The organism is Streptomyces sp. TOM-9, from assembly GCF_056858595.1.
On the sequence record NZ_JBXEQB010000001.1, the window covers coordinates 1,639,729 to 1,653,701 of the forward strand.

Below are 13,973 nucleotides of genomic sequence, written 5' to 3' on the forward strand. Positions count from 1 at the left end.
CACACGGCACGGGTGGCGTATTCGTGCGGGCCGCCGTGATATCCGACTCATGGCCGCAGGAGAATTCACCTGCGGTATTTCCTATGGACGGCTGCCGGACCACTTCCGTCAAGGGAGCACAGGTCAACGACCTGGGAGCCACCGGCTCAGGGCGTTGATCAGCCTTTCCAGCGCGGGCGGCCCGTCCGGGCGGTCCGTCATGACGGTGCGGCCGTCGAATTCGAGGGTGTACTGGAACATGTCGTTTGCCGCCATGTTCATTGTGAAGTCCGGGACGTCTTCCAGCGCCGGGTCACCGAGCAGAATCCGCAATTGCTCGAACCGTGCAGCACCGACCCGGCGCTGCACGGGTTCGCCGTTGTCCATCGTGAGGACGGTGCCGTCACCCCGGAGCGTCACCTGCTGGTGAACGCCTGCGAAGCCGCCGCTGACGGTCATCACCACCAGCTTCTGACGGGGTCCGCGGACGGGCACCGGTGTCGCGGTACGGCTCGGCGAGGACGACGGGGAGGTCGAGGCGGACACGGAGACGGACGCCGACGCGGACGGTGGGCCGGACGACGAAGACGTGGCGGAAGCCGTCGCGGTGACCACCGCGACATCCGCCGGATCCCCCGCCGTCTCGCCGATGGTGAGGGTGCAGCCTGTGCAGCCCAGCACCCCGGCGGCGAGAACCACCCCGGCCAGCACCACCCCGCCCAGTGTCCTCACGGCTCTCTCCCCCGCCAGTCGATCGCCCCAACCGCTGCCTGGATACCACGGAATAGCGCCTCCCGGCCCCGGTCCCCCGCCCCCGCGCTCCCCTGCGTGCCCGAGGCGCTTCACCCGCCCACCCACTGAGGGTGCGTCAGATGCAAAGCGGTGTGAGTCTTGCCGCGGGAGAGCGGTGCAGTCCGCCTTCGAGGCCCCGTGCTGGAAGTGATGCTGTGATCCGCCGAGGCTTGGCGGCGCCGACCGGACGCCGTCCGAGGTGCGTGCGCGTGTGGACGGTAGCCGCGGCCGTGGCTCTGACGTCCGGCGCCGTGACGGGAATGGCGCATGCCGGCAGCGGAGGGCGCGCCGCGACTCCCGTGCTCACGTCTCCGGTCGCCGCCCCGCAGCGCTCCGCTTTCCCGTGCTTCTTCGTCCCGGCCGTGCCCGGCTACTGCCCGCCGCGATTGGGCCGCCCCGGACCGCCCGGCCCGCCGGGACCCCGGGTCCGGGCGGGCCTGCGGGTCCGGCGGGTCCGAGCGGACCGTCAGGCGCGCCGGGCCCAGCGCCGTTCACGGTCTGCGGCAATTCAGCGCCGGCGGAACCTTCGTCCCGCCCGACGGGGTCACCACCGTCTTGGTCCAACTGTGGGGCGCCGGTGGTGGCGGCGCGGGTGTGAGGACGAACGGCGGCAACGGCACCGGTGGGGACGGCGGCGGCTTCGTCTGGTGCACCGTCCAGGTACAGCCGGGGCAAGCTCGCACGGTCACCATCGGCGAGGGCGGGGCCGGAGGCCCCGCCAATACCGCAGGCACCCAGGGCGGACTCTCGCTCCTGTTCGCCCCTCCCGGCAACTTCGCAGTCGCGCTCGCCACGGGCGGCTCCGGTGGACCCGCTTCCTCCATCGGAAGTGGCGCGCCGGGCATCGGCTTCTGCGGTCCGCCCCTCAACCCGGACGCCGTCTCCCGCTCAGGCGAACCGGGTCTGAACACCGGCCAGGGCGGCCCCGCGGCGAACGGCATCGTCACGCCGCCCGTGGGGTTGTCGCTCATCGGGCAGCCGGCGATCGGGGATTAGAGCTCGGGAGGCGACGGCGGAACCACAACAAACCCTGTGGGGAAGCCCGGCGGGGCCGGATACATGGTCATCCGGTGGTGAGCGGGCCCCGGCTCAGGACGCCGCAGCCCCCCGAACGGCGAGGAGCGGGAGAGGACCTCAGGCGCCGGCCAACTCGGCGTTCGCACGCTCCGTGATCAGGGTCAGCACGCGACCGGCGACAGCGAGGTCCTCGGCCGGGATGCCGGCGTACAGCCGGGCGGAGATCTCGGCGGTCTCCGTGGTGGTGCTCTCGTACAACTCCCGTCCGGCGTCCGTGAGCTGTATCCGGGACGCCTCCGCCGGGTCTTCCTCCAGCAGCCTTGCGGCGGTCAGCTCCTCGATCACGCCGCGCACGACCGACGCGTCGGTCTTGAGCGAACCGATGACGTCGCCGACGAGCTCGTCCCGGCCGATGGCCCCGCCCGCGGCAACGACGACCCGGAGCGTCACACTCTGGTGGAACGTGGCGCCGTGGCGGGTCAGCACACCCTCCAGGAGGGCGCGCGCGGCGTAGTGCGCAAGCGCGATGACCCGGCCGTTGGCGGTGGGTGCGGGTGTGGTGGTGGTCATGACTGCTCCTCGTCGTTCTCGGTGTACGGATCAAGAGGTGCGTCGATCAGGGTCGCCAGCTCGCGGGTGAACTGCCGTGTGCGCGGGCTGTCCTGCCCCCCGAGCGGCTCCAGCAACTGGTCCAGCAGGCCCTGGACCACGCCGATCGCGCGTCGCGTGACGTCGCGCCCCTGCTCGGTCAGCGACAGCTGCATGGCGCGCGGGTCGCTCGGGTCCCGGGTCCGGTCGACGAGTCCGGCGGCCTCCAGGGCGCGGGCGAGCTTGGAGACGTACAGCGGTTCGAGGCCGGTGTGGTCGGCGAGCCGGCGCTGGCTGGGCCGCAGCCCGGAGCGCGACATGCCGTACAGGGAGGCCATCACCGCGTACTGGGCGTGGGTCAGGCCCAGTGGTGCGACCGCCCGGTCGACGGCCACCCGCCATTTCATCGACAGGCGCCAGACCAGGTACCCCGGCGTGGCGCTCTCAGTTGCTGGACTCACGTTAAATACCGTACATGGCTACTATGTACATGGCTACTAAATCTCCGATCCGAACGGACCCGGCCCGCGCCCTACGCCCGGTTCTGCCCGAGTCCGGCTCGGTGACGCCCACTTCGTGCACCCGGACTTGCCGATCTCTTGACGATACGTTCCATGGCCATTCAACCGAGCGTCCCTGGCGGGGGTGTGCGCCCTCCCTAAGGTCCTTGAGCGTTGCGGAAGAAGGGACTCATGGACACACTCCTCGCAGTCCGTGCTCGCGGAATCGCCAAGTACTTCGGGGACGTCGTCGCACTCGACGGCGTCGACCTCGACGTGACGCAGGGACAGATCCACGGCCTGGTCGGACCGAACGGCGCAGGCAAGACCACGTTGCTCGGCCTCCTGCTGGGCCTGGCGGTCGCCGACAGCGGTAGCCTCGAGATCCTGGGCGCTCCGGTCGGGCGGGCGCTCGCCGCGCCCGACGGCGTCGCCGGCTTCGTGGACGGGCCCGGCCTCTATCCGTCGCTCACCGCCCGGCAGAACCTCGCCGCGCTGGCCGCCCTCCGCGGGCAGGACGCGCGCACCGCCGGGATCGACGACGTACTGGCCCAGGTCGGACTCACGGACGTCGCGGACGACCGGGCCCGCGGGTTCTCGCTCGGCATGCGCCAGCGGCTCGGGCTCGCCGCCGCCCTGCTCACCAAACCCCGGCTGCTCGTGCTCGACGAACCGTCCAACGGCCTGGACCCGGCGGGCAAGAAGCACGTGCACGGGGTCCTGACCCGGCTCGCCGACGAGGGGACCGCCGTCGTGCTGTCGAGCCACCGCATGGACGACCTGGAGGCACTGTGCTCCGAGGTCACCATCCTGGCCACCGGGCGGGTCGTCTTCTCGGGCCCGCTGGGCAAGCTGGCCGCCGAGAACCGTGAACTCGACTACCGGCTGCTCACCTCCGACCCGGGGGCCGCCCGCGAACTGGCCCTCGGCACCACCGGAATCCGCGTCGTCGACGACGCCGGCGTACGGAACGACGCCGACCTCCTGGTCGTGCGCGCTCTGGTGCCGGCCCTCGACGAACTCGTGGTGGGGATCGTTCGGGCGGGCATCGCACTGCGCGAGCTCGCACCCGTCGTCTCGCCGCTCGAGGCGGCGTTCCTCGCCCTCACCCAGCAGCAGGAGGCCGGCCGATGACCGCGACCGTCGTCGCCGACAACGTTGTCCCCGTCCGTCGCGTCCCGGTTTCGCGCGGCTACCGCTTCGAGCTGGTCAAGCTGGTCTCGCAATGGCGGATCCGCCTGTTGGTCCTGGCCTGCTGGATCGCGCCGGCGCTCTTCGTCGCCGCGGTGAGCCAGCAGAGCACGCTCCCCGTCGACACCCTCTTCGGCCGCTGGATGCACGCGACGGGGTGGGCCGGACCGCTGGTGATGCTCGGTTTCGCGGGCACCTGGGCCCTCCCGCTGCTGACCTCGGTCGTCGCCGGTGACGTGTTCGCCTCCGAGGACCGGCTCGGCACCTGGCGCCACCTGCTGGTGGCGGTCCGCTCACCCCGGCGGATCTTCGTGGCGAAGGCACTGGCCAGCCTCACCGTCCTGCTCCTGCTCGTGGCCGGGATGGCCTGCTCCAGCGCGGTCGGCGGGGTCGTGGCGGTCGGCAACCAGCCGCTGGTCGGCCTCGACGGCCACCTGCTGACGCCGTCCGGCGCCGCCGGACAGGTCCTGCTCGCCTGGCTCTGCGCACTCGCCCCGACGCTGGCCCTGGCCGGGATCGGCCTGCTCGGTTCCATCGCGCTCGGGCGGTCCCCGATGGGCCTGCTGCTGCCCGCGCTCGTCGCGCTCGCGATGCAGCTCGCGCAGATGATGCCGCTCCCCGTCGCCGTACGCCTGGCCCTGCCCGGCTACGCCTTCATCTCCTGGAACGGGCTGTTCACCGGCCCCCAGCAGCTCGCACCGCTCCTCATCGGCATCGCGGTCAGCCTGTTGTGGGCCGTGACCACGACGGCCCTGGCCTACCTCCTCTTCCTGCGGCGCGACTTCACCAACCTCACCGACGACGGCTCGGCGCGCCGCGCGCTCCTCGCCGGCGCCCTGCCGCTGGCCGGGCTGCTCGCCGCGACGGTCGCCGTCCTCACCGCGACGACCACGGCCACGGCCACGGGTTCCGGGGTCGAGCAGGACAAGGTGCAGCGCTCGGTCGCCACGGCCTTCGCTCACCTCTACCGCATGCAGACCGACCAGCTCCACCGTCCCGCCGTCACCGAAGCGCAGCTCAAGGCCACGGCGGCGTGCACCAAGGGCGGCGTCACGGCCGACGCCGAAGGGCCCGGCAACGACTGGCGCTGCGTCGTCTCCTGGCACCTTCCCGGCGTCGCGGCCACGGGCCAGGCCATCTACCAGCTCGACGTCACTCCGGACGGGCGGTACGTCGCCGACGGCGACGGGCCGAAGGAAGTCAACGGCTACTTCCTGGTGCGGACCCCGGTGGGGGACGCGCCGAACCCGCTCTGGCAGTTCGACGGCAACGTCGAACTGCTTGCCACCTCCCCGAAGGGATAACTCACCATGCAGGTCACACGTCGCCGCCGCGTGGGCGCCGAGAGGGACACCCATGTCCTCCCCGGCCGATGGTTCGGCAGCCGCAGAAGCCTCACGCTCGCAGCCGCGACCGCTGTCGTCCTCGCCACCGGCACCGGGATCGGGTTCGCCCAGACCACCCAGTTCGGCCACGACCAGGTCGGCCAGGTCACCGACCGGGGGCAGGTCGTCGCGAGCGACCAGTACATCGCCCCGTACGGCGAGCGCCTCGTCATCGACAACGGCAAGATCATGTCGTCCTCGGTCAGCCCGGACGGCACCCACCTCGCGGCCTCCGTCACCGACGGGGGCGTGGCGCTCGCCGTCGTGGACCTGCAGAACTGGAAGGTCCAGCAGCTCGTCGGCAGCTCCGCGTCCGCGGACCTGCGCATCGGCAGCAACAGCGTGGGCCAGGAAGGCCCCACGTACTCCCCCGACGGTTCGCAGCTGTGGCTGGGCCAGACCGACGGCTACACCCGCTTCACCGTGAACCCCGACGGCAGCCTCGCCAACCCGACGTCCGTCTCCATCCCGGCGGACGGCTCCAAGCACGCCCTGGTGGGCGAGCCGGTGTTCTCCTCCGACGGCTCAACCGTGTACGCCGCGGTCAACGGCCAGAACCGCGTGGTCGCCATCGACACGGCGACGGCGACCGTCAAGCAGAGCTGGGCCGTGGGCAACGCCCCGCGCGACATGGTCGTGGTCGGCTCCAAGCTGTACGTCAGCAACGAGGGCGGGCGCCCGGCGAAGCCCGGCGAGACCACCATCAACTCGTACGGCACGCAGGTACCTGCCGACCCCAAGACCGGTGCCACCACCACCGGTACGGTCAGCATCATCGACCTGGCCGACCCGGCGACCGCCGTCGCGAGCATCGACGTGGGTCTGCACCCGACCGCCCTGTACGCCAAGAAGGGGGCGCTGTTCGTCGCGGACACCGCCACCAACGACGTGTCGGTCATCGACACCCGCAAGAACAAGGTCGTGCAGACCATCGCCACCCAGCCGTGGCCGGAGGCGTCGGTGGGCTACGAGCCCAACGCCGTCACGCTCACGGACGACGGCCACCTGCTGGTGACGCTGGGCCGCGCCAACGCGGTCGCCGTCTACCGGTACAGCTCCCCGCAGGAGCCGGTCGGCTACGTCGGCCTCCTCCCGACGGACTACTTCCCCGCGGAGATCGCCACCGTGGGCAACCAGGTCGTGGTCTCCAACACCCGCGGCATCGACGCCCGCCGGCCCACCGGCAGTGCCGGGCACGGCACGCACGACACCACCTCGAGCGTCCAGCGGTTCACGCTGCCGAGCGAGAAGGCCATCAAGTCCCTGACGGCCAAGGTCTTCCAGCAGAACGGCTGGACCAACGGCTCGGTCAAGCTCGCGAAGGGCAAGGACAAGGACAAGGGCCACGCGAAGCCGGCGGCCGTCCCGCAGCGGCTCGGCGACCCGTCGACGATCAAGCACGTCTTCATGATCGTCAAGGAGAACCGGACCTACGACCAGGTCTTCGGCGACGTCCCGCAGGGCAACGGCGACCCGTCGCTCGCGGAGTTCGGCGAGAACGTGACGCCGAACCAGCACGCGCTGGCCCGGCAGTTCGGGCTGTACGACAACACGTACGACATCGGCACGAACTCCGCCGAGGGCCACAACTGGCTGATGCAGGCCGACAACCCGGAGTACACCGAGTCCTCCGCCGGAGAGTACGCGCGCAGCTACGACACCGAGGACGACGCCCTCGGCCACCAGCGCACCGGCTTCATCTGGACCGGTGCCGAGGCGCAGGGCAAGAGCGTGCGGGACTTCGGCGAGTTCCACCAGTTCCTCACCAAGCCGTCGGGCGCGACCTGGCAGAACCTGTACTGCGACACCAAGAACATGCAGGCCACCGGGGAGGGCACCGCCTACAACCTGGTGTCGTCCTCGCCGATCCCGTCTCTGAACAGCGTCTCGGTGCCCGGCTTCCCGAAGTTCGACACCAGCGTCCCGGACGTCTACCGGGCCGAGATATGGAAGCAGGACGTCGAGAAGAACGGTCCGGCGAACCTGAACATGTTCTGGCTCTCCAGCGACCACACCGGCGGACCGGCGGGTCCCGCCGCGCAGGTCGCCGACAACGACCTCGCGGTCGGCCGGATCGTCGACGAGATCTCGCACAGCAAGTACTGGAAGGACTCCGCGATCTTCGTGGTCGAGGACGACTCCCAGGCCGGCCTCGACCACGTCGACGGCCACCGCGCCCCGATCCAGATCATCAGCCCCTGGGCCCGGCACGACACCGTCGACAGCCGCTACTACTCGCAGATCACGATGATCCGCACCATCGAGCAGATCCTCGGGATCCACCCGATGAACCAGAAGGACAGCGCGGCCACCCCGATGTTCGGGGCGTTCACCAAGAAGGCCGACTACACGCCCTTCACCGCGCTGCCCAACCGCACCCCGCTCACCGACGGCCTCAAGACCCCGCCCGCCTGCGGCCTGGACACCCCGGCACCGCAGGACCCGAACGCCGCGGCCGTCCCGACGACGAAGGTGCCCGCGAGCAGGAAGGCCCTCGCCGCCAAGTGGGAGGAGTGGCAGTCCAAGCAGCGGCTGACCGGCCCCAGCGCCAGGCCGGACTTCGCCAACCCCGCGCAGATGAACCACCTCACGTGGTACGAGACGCACCAGTGGACGACGCCGTACCCCGGCGAGGACAAGATCTTCGCGCCGGACGACGTCCCGGGCGCCTACATCCCGTCGGCGGAGAACGACGGCTGACGCCCGCTGATCACAGATGGGGGCCTCCGGCCGGCGGTGCCGCCGGCCGGAGGCCCCCTGTGCGTCGAGCTGCCGCCCTCAGGCGGTCGTCCCGAGGGCGATCCTCGCGAGGAGGGACGCACAGGCCTCGGGCATGGACAGGAACGGCGAGTGGTCACTGGGCAGCCGGTGCACCGCGTCGGCGCGGCCGGCCATGGCCTCCTGACGGGCCGGCGACAGTGCGCGGTCCCGCTCGCACACGACGTAGGTGGACCGGAGCGCGTGCCGCCCGGCGCGGGTCAGCGGCTCGGCGAACGACTTCACGCTCTGGGGCACCAGCCTTGCGGCCGCCGCCTCCGCCTCCCGCCGCGGCACGTCGCCGTAGAACGTGCGGACCGGGTCGTCCGGGGGCGGGCGCAGGCCCCGCGGGTCGGCCGCGACGGGAGCCCCGTGGTAGCCCAGGACGCTCTCGCCGACCTCCAGCCGGTATGCGGCGAGGTAGACGACATGGGCGACCCGGGGCGCCTCCGCGAGGGCCTGGGTGACGGGCGCACCACCGTAGGAGTGCGCCACCACGACCACCGGCCCCTCGATGCCCGCCAACTCCCGGAGCACCTCGCGCGCGTCGTCATGGATTCCGGCGTCCTCCCGCCCGGCGCTGGGCAGATCGACGACGCGCGTCGCCCAGCCGCCGGGCCCGAGCACGGACCGCACGCGGTCCCAGCACCACGACCCGTGCCACGCCCCGTGGACGAGGAGCAGGGTCGGCGCGTTGGAACGGCTGTCCGCGACGGCACACATCACCTCCGATACTCGGGCAGTTCCCCCAGGGACACCAACCCCACCGGTGCGCATCACCGCCGGGTCCAGCTCGTCCTTGCCGGAGAGGTCGTAGTGGGCGATGAAGACGCGGGGTCGGCGCTGTCGAAGACGATGACCGCGACACCGCCGTGCTCGGCGCGCGTGAAGACGGCGTCCAGCTCGCTCGTCATCGTCGCGTCCACGAGATTGACGGGAGGGTTGTCGAATGTCCCGCGCACCAGCGGCAACCCGGCCGGGGCCGCGTCCGGCGCCCCGTGGGCCCCGGAGCAGCTCCAGGACCCGCGGGGGCGTTGCGCGGGGGCACTGGTGCCGACGCGTCAGGCGCGCGTCCGGCGCCCCGTCACACTCTCGTGCGGACGAGGTCGATGAGCTTGGCCTCGGACTTCTTGTCGGCGTCCCGCTTGAGGGTGACGACCTGGATGGTGCACAGGCGGTCGTCGACGGTGAACGCGGTCATCATCGAGTTGTCGACGTCCTCCGAGCCGGCCGTCTTCGGGGAGCCGATGCTCAGTGTGACGGAGTGGTAGGTGTCGGGGTTCTCCCAGTTGCAGACGCTCTCCCCCACGCCGGCGTCGGGGTGCCCGCCGTCGTTCTCGCCGATGAGCGGGGCGACCTCCTCGGGCTTGAGCAGGGTGCAGGCGTCGACCTTCTTGCCGCCCTGCGACGAACCTCCGTCCGAGGCCGCTCCCTTCCCCTTGGCAGCGGAAGCGGGGCCGGACTGCGCGGGGGCCGCCTTCGCGCCGTCGTCCGACGAGCCGCAGGCGGTCGCTGTCGCGGCGAGGAGCACCAGGCCGACGATTGCCAGAGGTGAACGCATCACTGTTGGGTCCTCCGATGGTGGCGCGGCGGGCCGGAGGGGCACTCCGGCCTCGTGTCTCGGCCCCGGAAGACGTCACCTCGCGCTCGGCCAGTTGCGGACTCCTGTCACAGGGCGGCAACCGAATGTCATCGCCGTGCGACGGAGGACGTCAGCCCGCCGCGGTCGCGGGCTCGACGCTGAGCCGGTAGCCGACGGAGGGGTCGTTCTGCAGGAACCGGCCGGCGTCGTCGTGGAGCTTCTTGCGGATGCGGTACGCGTACACCTTGAGGTAGTGCTGCTCAGCCGTGTAGGCGGGGCCCCAGACGTTCTCCAGGATCATGCGCCGGGTGCAGACCTTGCCGACGTGGCGGGCCAGGTAGGCGAGGAAGTCGAACTCCTTGGGCGTCAGGTCGAGCGGCTGGTCCCGGTAGGTGGCCTGGTAGTGCACCAGGTCGAGGGTGAGGGGGCCGGCGGTGAGTTCGGTCGTGTCGCCGGCGTGGGCGTCGGCGGCGTGGTGGCGCATCGCGACGCGCAGACGGGCGTCGAGCTCCCGCATGCCGAAGGGTTTGGTCATGTAGTCGTCGGCGCCGTTGTCGAGGGCGTCGACCTTGCGGTCCTCGGAGCTGTCGGCGGACAGGATGATGATGGGCCGGTCGGTCCAGGTGCGGATGCGGGTGCAGACGTCGCGTCCGTCGAGGTCGGGCAGTCCGAGGTCGAGCACGATGACGTCGGGGGCGTGGACCGCGGCGTCGGCGATGCCGCTCTGGCCGGTCTCGGCGGTGCGGACCTGGTGGCCGAGGGCTTCGAGGCCGACCCGGCAGGCGGCGAGTAGCGCGATGTCGTCGTCGACGATGAGGACGCTGGCCACGATGTGTTCTCCTCGGACAGGCCGGCGGCGACCGGCAGGGTGAAGGCGAAGCGGGCGCCGCCGCCCGGGTTCTGGTCGGCCCATATGCGCTGGTGGTGGGCCTCGACGAAGATCTTGGCGATCGCCAGCCCGAGTCCGGTCCCGCTGTCGGCTTCGCGGCGGTAGAAGAAGCCGAAGACCTCGTCCCGTCCGCTCGGCGGGATGCCGGGGCCGCGGTCGGCGACCGAGACGGTCACCGTGGACGGATCGTCCTGGTGGGCGCGGACGGTGATCGGTGTGCCGGGTGGGGCGTAGCGGGCGGCGTTGTCCAGCAGGTTGGTGAGCACCCGGGCGATGAGCACGGTGTCGACGTCGAGGATCGGCAGGCCGTCCTCGATGTCGGTGAGCAACTGCCGCGGCGGGGGGCCGGGCAGGTCCCGCAGGACGGCGGTGATCAGCTCGCCCGCCGTCGTCAGGCTGGTGCGCGGCCGCAGGACGCCCGCTTGGACCCGGCTCATGTCGAGGAGGTTGGTGACCAGGGCCGCGAGCCGGTCAGTCTGGGTGTCGACCAGGAGTGCCAGCTCGGCGCGCGCGGTGTCGGACAGGGCGGGCGCGAGGGCGGGGTCGGCGAGCACGGACGAGGACGCCTTCATCGAGGCCAGGGGGCCGCGCAGGTCGTGGGAGACGGCGGCGACGAGCGTACGGGCCAGGTGCTCGACCTCGTGGGTCAGCTGGGCCCGTAGCGCCTCCTCCCGGAGCTGGGCCCGTTCGACGGCGAGGGCGATCTGGTTGGCGAACAGCAGCAGCGGCTCGCGCTGCTGCTCGGTGACCGTGACGCCGGTGATCGCCAGCATGCCGATGGGGCGCCCGGCGGCCACCAGTGCCAGCTGCACCGGTTCGCCCCTGCGTCCCTGACCGGTCGGCGCGGCGAGCAGGTCGAGGTTGGTGACCTGTCCGGGCGCGGGGTGGAGGCGCCGCAGCTCGGCCGGGTCGAGTTCCGCGCCCGCGGTGGCGGCGACGCGCAGCCGGTCGCCGTCGGGCAGCAGCAGCGCGACATGGCCGGCGTCGAGGACGTCGGCCAGCGCGGTCACGATGACGCCGAGCAGATCGGGCAGCGGCCGGTCCTGGACGAGCCGGGTGGACAGGTCGAACAGTCGCCGCACCAGCAGGCCGCGCTGCCGGGCCGCGGCTCTGGCGGCGTTCATGCCGGCCACCACGCGGGCGACGGGCAGCATGACGAGCACGTAGATGCCCAGGGCGGTCCAGTTCTCGTTCGCGCCGACGTCCAGCGTCCGGTAGGGCGGGATGAAGAAGAAGTCGTAGACGAGGAAACCGCCGACGATGCCGAGGACACCGGCGGAGAAACCGCCGACGGTGACGCCGACGACGACCGGCACGACCAGCACCAGGGCCGTGGTGGCGACGCTGAGGTGGGGCCGCAGCGGCAGCATCGCCACGGTGAGGACGGCGATGGAGGCCAGGGCGGCCAGCGACCCGGCCAGGCTGCGGCGCACGGTGTCGGTCGTGGGGGCTCCTCTCGTACCCGCGGAACGGGGCAGGTCATCCACGATAGATCGGCCTCACCGGTTCACCCCGACGAGGTGGGCTCGTCCGGAGCGGGCCCCTCCCCCGGGCACGCGCCGTCGGCGTGCCGGCCCGCTGCCGCCGGAGTGGCGGAGCGGGCGAGGATGTGGACGTCGATGCCCTCGGCGCCCGCCAGGCGGGTGAGGCGGCGGACGGTGGAGCCGCCGCCCAGGAGGTGTTCCCAGCGCCCGCGGCGGCTGGGCCCGAGCACGATCCGGGTGACGCGGTGCTCGCTGGCGGCCCGTACCAGCGCCCGCGCCGGAACGTCGTCGGCGATCTCGATCCACGTGCCGCCGAAGTCCTCGGAGAGCTGCCGGACCGGCCGCAGTGCCGTGGTCCGCGGCGCCCGGTGGGCTTCGCCCGGGCGGATGTGCACGACGTACAGGTCCGCGTCGAGGCGGCCGGCGATGCGGCCGGCCCGGCGCAGCACCGTCTCGGTGCCCGGGGCGCCGGCGACTCCGGCCAGGACGCGTTCGGCGGTGTCCGGGGAGGGGCCCTGCGCGGTGCGGCGCATCCGGGCGAGCGACTCGGCGTCGGTCTCGCCGGCCAGGTAGCGCAGGGTGAGCTCGCGCAGCGCGGTGAGGTTCTCGGTCGTGAAGCAGCCTCCCAGGGCCTGGTGGATGCGTTCGGCCGGGTGGACGTTGCCGTGCAGCATCCGCCGGCGCAGTTGTTCGGGTGAGGAGTCGACCAGCTCGATCTGCTCGGCCCGGGCGGGCACGGCGTCGGGCACGCGTTCGCGGACCGGGGTGCCGGTGACGGCCTCCACGACGCCGGCCAGGCTCTCGACGTGCTGGATGTTGAGGGTGCTGATCACGCTGACGTCGGCGTCGAGCAGTTCGAGGACGTCCTGCCGGCGTTTCTCGTGGCGCCCGGAGCCGGGCACGTCGGTGTGGGCGGGTTCGTCGACGAGCACCAGTCCGGGCCCGCGGGCGAGGATCGCGTCGAGGTCCATCTCGGCGAACCGGCCGCCCCGGTGGGCGACCGTCCTCGGCGGGACGACCTCGAGTCCGGCCGGCGCCGCCGCCGTGGCCGGGCGGCCGTGGGTCTCCACGATCCCGGCCACGACGTCGCATCCGCGGGCGGCCCTGCGGGCCGCCTCGTCGAGCATCGCGTAGGTCGTGCCGACCCCGGACGCCATGCCCAGGTAGAGGCGGAAGCGTCCGGCGTCGGCGACCCTCGCGTCGGTACGGCCCGTCGCCGGGCGACCGGAGGACATCGGTCCCTCCCGGTCCTACCGCAGCCCGGCCAGCGCCTCGTTGAGCGCGAGGACGTTGACGTGGGACGCGCCCAGGAACCCGAACTGCGGCCCCTGCACGTGGGCGGCGACCAGCGCGCGTACCTGGTCGGCGGGCAGCCGGCGGGCCGCCGCGACGGCCTCGACCTGCGCGTAGGCGCCGGCGGGGCTGATGTCGGGGTCGATCCCGCTGCCCGAGGCGGCGACCAGGTCCGCGGTGGGCGTGATGCCCTGCTCGCGCAGGGCGGCTATGCGCTTCTCGTAGGTGTCGACCAGTTCCTTCGAGCGGGGGCCGAGGTTGGATCCGCCGGTCGCGGTCGGGTCGTCACCGTCGGGGCGGCCCTGGAACCACTGCGGGCCCCTCCACTGCTGTCCGACCCGGGCCGATCCGTGCGCACCGAGCGAGCCGTCGGCCTGGTGGCCGAAGAGCGCCTGCCCGATGCCGGTCTCGGCCAGCGGGTAGGCCAGTCCGAGCAGGACGAAGAAGACGGCCGAGACGATCACGCCCCGTCGCAGGTTCACCCACAGCATGACAACTCCCTGACGTTCTTGAGCT

The 13,973-nt window shown here is 72.1% G+C and carries 13 protein-coding genes and 2 pseudogenes; 4 read left to right on the forward strand and 11 right to left on the reverse strand.

Annotated elements, in window-relative coordinates; genetic code table 11:
* Positions 1 to 123: 123 nt before the first annotated feature.
* The gene (locus AC1VWI_RS07690; RefSeq protein ID WP_499510186.1) at positions 124 to 711 is read right to left on the reverse strand and encodes a hypothetical protein; all 588 of its coding nucleotides are present in this window, start codon (positions 709 to 711) and stop codon (positions 124 to 126) included.
* 327 nt (positions 712 to 1,038) lie between these two features.
* Here AC1VWI_RS07690 and AC1VWI_RS07695 point away from each other — a divergent pair, with 327 nt between their 5' ends.
* The gene (locus AC1VWI_RS07695) at positions 1,039 to 1,767 is read left to right on the forward strand and encodes a glycine-rich domain-containing protein (protein ID WP_499510187.1); all 729 of its coding nucleotides are present in this window, start codon (positions 1,039 to 1,041) and stop codon (positions 1,765 to 1,767) included.
* A 138-nt stretch (positions 1,768 to 1,905) separates the two neighbouring features.
* Here the strand turns inward: AC1VWI_RS07695 and AC1VWI_RS07700 are convergent, their stop codons facing one another.
* Both AC1VWI_RS07700 and AC1VWI_RS07705 read right to left on the reverse strand, forming a co-directional pair.
* Complete coding sequence (locus tag AC1VWI_RS07700; RefSeq protein ID WP_499510188.1) at positions 1,906 to 2,358, reverse strand: winged helix DNA-binding protein; 453 nt, start codon at positions 2,356 to 2,358, stop codon at positions 1,906 to 1,908.
* Positions 2,355 to 2,837, reverse strand: a complete 483-nt coding sequence (locus AC1VWI_RS07705) for a MarR family winged helix-turn-helix transcriptional regulator (RefSeq protein ID WP_499510189.1) — start codon at positions 2,835 to 2,837, stop codon at positions 2,355 to 2,357. The genes AC1VWI_RS07700 and AC1VWI_RS07705 overlap by 4 nt, the downstream gene beginning before the upstream one ends.
* 231 nt (positions 2,838 to 3,068) lie before the next feature.
* On the opposite strand from AC1VWI_RS07705, the gene AC1VWI_RS07710 reads away from it, so the two are divergent.
* From AC1VWI_RS07710 to AC1VWI_RS07720, 3 genes are read left to right on the forward strand one after another with little or no spacing between them, the layout of a single operon-like run.
* Positions 3,069 to 4,010 carry an ABC transporter ATP-binding protein gene (locus AC1VWI_RS07710; protein WP_499510190.1) on the forward strand — a complete coding sequence of 314 codons (942 nt, stop codon included), beginning with the start codon at positions 3,069 to 3,071 and terminating at the stop codon, positions 4,008 to 4,010.
* Positions 4,007 to 5,371: an ABC-2 transporter permease family protein gene (locus tag AC1VWI_RS07715; protein WP_499510191.1), complete on the forward strand. Its 1,365-nt coding sequence runs from the start codon at positions 4,007 to 4,009 to the stop codon at positions 5,369 to 5,371. Before AC1VWI_RS07710 ends, AC1VWI_RS07715 begins: the two co-directional genes overlap by 4 nt.
* A gap of 6 nt (positions 5,372 to 5,377) precedes the next feature.
* The gene (locus AC1VWI_RS07720) at positions 5,378 to 8,152 is read left to right on the forward strand and encodes a bifunctional YncE family protein/alkaline phosphatase family protein (RefSeq protein WP_499510192.1); all 2,775 of its coding nucleotides are present in this window, start codon (positions 5,378 to 5,380) and stop codon (positions 8,150 to 8,152) included.
* 78 nt (positions 8,153 to 8,230) lie between these two features.
* On the opposite strand, the gene AC1VWI_RS07725 is transcribed toward AC1VWI_RS07720, so the two are convergent.
* The 8 genes and pseudogenes from AC1VWI_RS07725 to AC1VWI_RS07760 form a co-directional block, all read right to left on the reverse strand.
* Positions 8,231 to 8,932 carry an alpha/beta fold hydrolase gene (locus AC1VWI_RS07725; RefSeq protein ID WP_499510193.1) on the reverse strand — a complete coding sequence of 234 codons (702 nt, stop codon included), beginning with the start codon at positions 8,930 to 8,932 and terminating at the stop codon, positions 8,231 to 8,233.
* A 53-nt stretch (positions 8,933 to 8,985) separates the two neighbouring features.
* Positions 8,986 to 9,123: a hypothetical protein gene (locus tag AC1VWI_RS07730; protein ID WP_499510194.1), complete on the reverse strand. Its 138-nt coding sequence runs from the start codon at positions 9,121 to 9,123 to the stop codon at positions 8,986 to 8,988.
* 170 nt (positions 9,124 to 9,293) lie between these two features.
* Positions 9,294 to 9,770, reverse strand: a complete 477-nt coding sequence (locus tag AC1VWI_RS07735; protein ID WP_499510195.1) for a DUF3558 family protein — start codon at positions 9,768 to 9,770, stop codon at positions 9,294 to 9,296.
* A 151-nt stretch (positions 9,771 to 9,921) separates the two neighbouring features.
* Positions 9,922 to 10,326, reverse strand: a complete 405-nt coding sequence (locus AC1VWI_RS07740) for a winged helix-turn-helix domain-containing protein (protein WP_499516742.1) — start codon at positions 10,324 to 10,326, stop codon at positions 9,922 to 9,924.
* Between the two features lie 18 nt (positions 10,327 to 10,344).
* Positions 10,345 to 10,704: pseudogene (locus AC1VWI_RS07745) on the reverse strand (response regulator); the annotation flags it as partial.
* A pseudogene (locus tag AC1VWI_RS07750) lies at positions 10,659 to 12,167 on the reverse strand (ATP-binding protein); the annotation flags it as partial. The pseudogenes AC1VWI_RS07745 and AC1VWI_RS07750, both read right to left, overlap by 46 nt.
* Before the next feature lie 20 nt (positions 12,168 to 12,187).
* Positions 12,188 to 13,399: a universal stress protein gene (locus AC1VWI_RS07755; RefSeq protein WP_499510196.1), complete on the reverse strand. Its 1,212-nt coding sequence runs from the start codon at positions 13,397 to 13,399 to the stop codon at positions 12,188 to 12,190.
* A gap of 15 nt (positions 13,400 to 13,414) precedes the next feature.
* Complete coding sequence (locus tag AC1VWI_RS07760) at positions 13,415 to 13,948, reverse strand: potassium-transporting ATPase subunit C (RefSeq protein ID WP_499510197.1); 534 nt, start codon at positions 13,946 to 13,948, stop codon at positions 13,415 to 13,417.
* Positions 13,949 to 13,973: the final 25 nt, after the last annotated feature.